We start from the raw sequence: 2615 nt of genomic DNA, 5'->3' as shown, positions 1-2615 counted from the left end.
TCCAAAAAATAAAATCCCCAAAAAACCCGCAGGCTGAAGCCTGGGGCTACACGGACAAAGCCCGCCTGCGCGGGCTAATACAGTCTTGTTAGGTGCTTAACCATCGGGATTTGGATGATTTATTTGTTGGAACACCCTTACAAGAGTAGGTTTTTTACGTTTATGGTGATTCTCCGGTCCCCTCCCCTTGGCAAGGGGAGGGTTAGGGTGGGGTCCTCTTTGACCCGCCACCCAGGACCCTGTAACCCCTGGACAAAGCCAGAATTGCTCATCAAAAATTCTTAATTATTCATTCATCCCTCAATCATGACAAACTTGGAGGAACGGGGACATCTACTCACAGAGCAGGTGAACCCCAGTAGCGCAAATCTCGACCGACTCAGTTCTGTGGAATTGGTGGACCTCTTCAATCAGGAGGATGCCAAAACCTTAGCGGCGATCGCCAGTGCCCGCACTCAACTCGCCCAAGCGATTGACCTCGCTGCGGACAAACTCCGGCAAGGGGGACGCCTGTTTTATATTGGAGCCGGAACCAGTGGTCGTCTCGGAGTCCTGGATGCTGCGGAATGTCCCCCCACCTTCTGTACTCCCCCGGAAATGGTCCAGGGGATCATTGCCGGGGGTGCCGGGGCTTTAATCCGCAGTTCTGAGGACCTGGAAGACCGCGCCGAAGATGGGGAAGATGCGGTGGTCCGACGCCACCTCACGGACTTAGATGTACTCGTCGGCATTACTGCCGGGGGGACCACTCCCTTTGTCCAAGGGGCCTTACAAGCGGCCCGTCGTCGGGGAACCAGCACGGTGTTTATCGCCTGTGTTCCAGCAGAACAGGTGGAAGTGCCGGTGGATATCGATATTCGCCTGCTCGTGGGACCGGAAATTCTAGCCGGGTCCACCCGGTTAAAAGCGGGAACGGTGACCAAAATGGCCTTAAATATCCTCTCAACCGGAGTGATGGTCAAGCTCGGAAAGGTCTATGGTAACCGGATGGTGGATGTTTCAGTTACCAATAAAAAATTACAAGACCGGGCCTTGAGAATTCTGGAAGATTTGACCGGGTTAAGTCGCAAAGAGGCGGGGTTTCTGTTAGAAAAAAGCGGGCGATCGGTCAAACTGGCCTTAATCATGCATTGGACTCATCTCAACAAACAGGAGGCGCAACAGTTGTTAGAAACTCATAACGGACAACTCCGAATAGCCGTAGACAGTCTGAAAAATCCCGCCTCCTAATCCCCTAAAATATTACCCCCTTCCCCCCCTCCCAACTGCTCACATTGACCCTGAATTATTAATTGAGAACTCATGACAGATAGCTCGCCTGAAATGTCTAAACCCAATGCAGAACCGGCTTTATCCCCCCAAGAAACCGAAGATTTAATCCGATTACTGCGACGCAAAGAAGGAAACTGGGTCGGCTGGGGAATGGCCTGCCAACGCTTGCAAAAAGCCGGGTATAATTCCCAACAAATTTTTGAAGAAACCGGCTTTGAGCAGATTCAACAAAATCAAATTGTAGTCGGTTATCAAGTTTATAATTCCATCATCGCTGTTGGAGTAGCAGAAGATACCCAGGCGCATTTTAACCGCAAAGGCAGCGATATCCTCTATGAACTCCGCATCCTCAGTCAAGAAGAGCGCGCCAAAGCGGCTGAGTTCATTGTTAGTAAAAATCTGGATATTGACGAGACTCACGAACTCGTCAAAGCGATGAAAGATTTATCCCGACTCGCCAAAATTCCGGAAGCTTTTTCTACCCATCCCGGGGATGCCGTCGCCTATCAATGTTGGAAACTCGCCCGTCAAAAATCCGATTTACAAGAGCGATCGCGCTTAATTGCCCGAGGATTATCTTTCGCCCATACGGTTAGCGCCCGTAAACAAGTGGAACAACTGTTAACGGATTTTACCGTCACTTCAACTCGACCCGCGCCCACCCTCTCGGTTTACCGTTTAGAATCCGCTGAAGAACTGCCTAGAATCCTCCCCGTTGTGGGCAGAATGCCCCTCACGGTGGAAGATTTACAAGCGGTTCCCCTGATTGAACCTGAAGAACCTTTTGGCATCGTTAAATCCTCGGGAAATGCCGCCTGGGTTCCGGTCCCCAGTTGGCAAGTTCTGTTACGCGCTGAAGATCCAGTGACAATTCTCTGGCATAGCGAGGATTTACCGATTGATCTACCCGGAAAAGCGGAAGAAGTTCTCGTTTTAGTCGATCGCGCTGCCCGAGAATGGGACCCGAATGGGTATTTTTTGTGGGAAGAAAATGGAAAACTAAAAATGCAGTGGTTTGAACAAGAACCGGAGGTTAAATTTCTCGGTCAAGTGTTGTTAGTGCTGCGTCCTAAGAAATTCTTAGATGAAGATTTCACGAAGGAAATGTGGCAAATGGATGAGTGATTTTTAAGAGAAGAAGCCCGCACCCGTGCATGGTGGGGCTACACGAACAAAGCCCGCCTACGCGGGCTGATTTTCTTATTAGGGGATTCCAACAAATAAATCATCCTTGCTTTGATGCGATCGCACCTAACAAGGCTCTTTTAGCCCGCGCAGGCGGGCTTTGTCCGTGTAGCCCCAGGCTTGAGCCTGCGGGTTTTTTGAAGGTTTTATTTTTTGGA

General features: G+C 50.2%; 2 protein-coding genes. Both read left to right on the top strand.

Translation table 11 applies throughout. The features are described from left to right. Window positions 1-306: 306 nt before the first annotated feature. Window positions 307-1230 (top strand): N-acetylmuramic acid 6-phosphate etherase, encoded by a 924-nt coding sequence (gene murQ, locus NG833_RS13725; protein WP_254565851.1) that lies wholly within the window; start codon window positions 307-309, stop codon window positions 1228-1230. Between the two features lie 72 nt (window positions 1231-1302). Further along, window positions 1303-2397 (top strand): RuBisCO accumulation factor 1, encoded by a 1095-nt coding sequence (locus tag NG833_RS13720; protein ID WP_254565850.1) that lies wholly within the window; start codon window positions 1303-1305, stop codon window positions 2395-2397. Window positions 2398-2615 lie beyond the last annotated feature (218 nt).

The organism is Oscillatoria sp. HE19RPO, from assembly GCF_024220515.1.
In the GTDB taxonomy this organism is placed as follows: Bacteria; Cyanobacteriota; Cyanobacteriia; order Cyanobacteriales; family Laspinemataceae; genus Laspinema.
Note: the sequence above shows the minus strand (reverse complement) of the source record. Positions and strands in the feature narration are given on the sequence as shown.

Excerpts from the sequence above, each read along its gene's own strand:
- murQ (WP_254565851.1), top strand. The coding sequence starts at position 307 with ATGACAAACTTGGAGGAACGGGGACATCTACTCACAGAGCAGGTGAAC.
- NG833_RS13720 (WP_254565850.1), top strand. The coding sequence starts at position 1,303 with ATGACAGATAGCTCGCCTGAAATGTCTAAACCCAATGCAGAACCGGCT.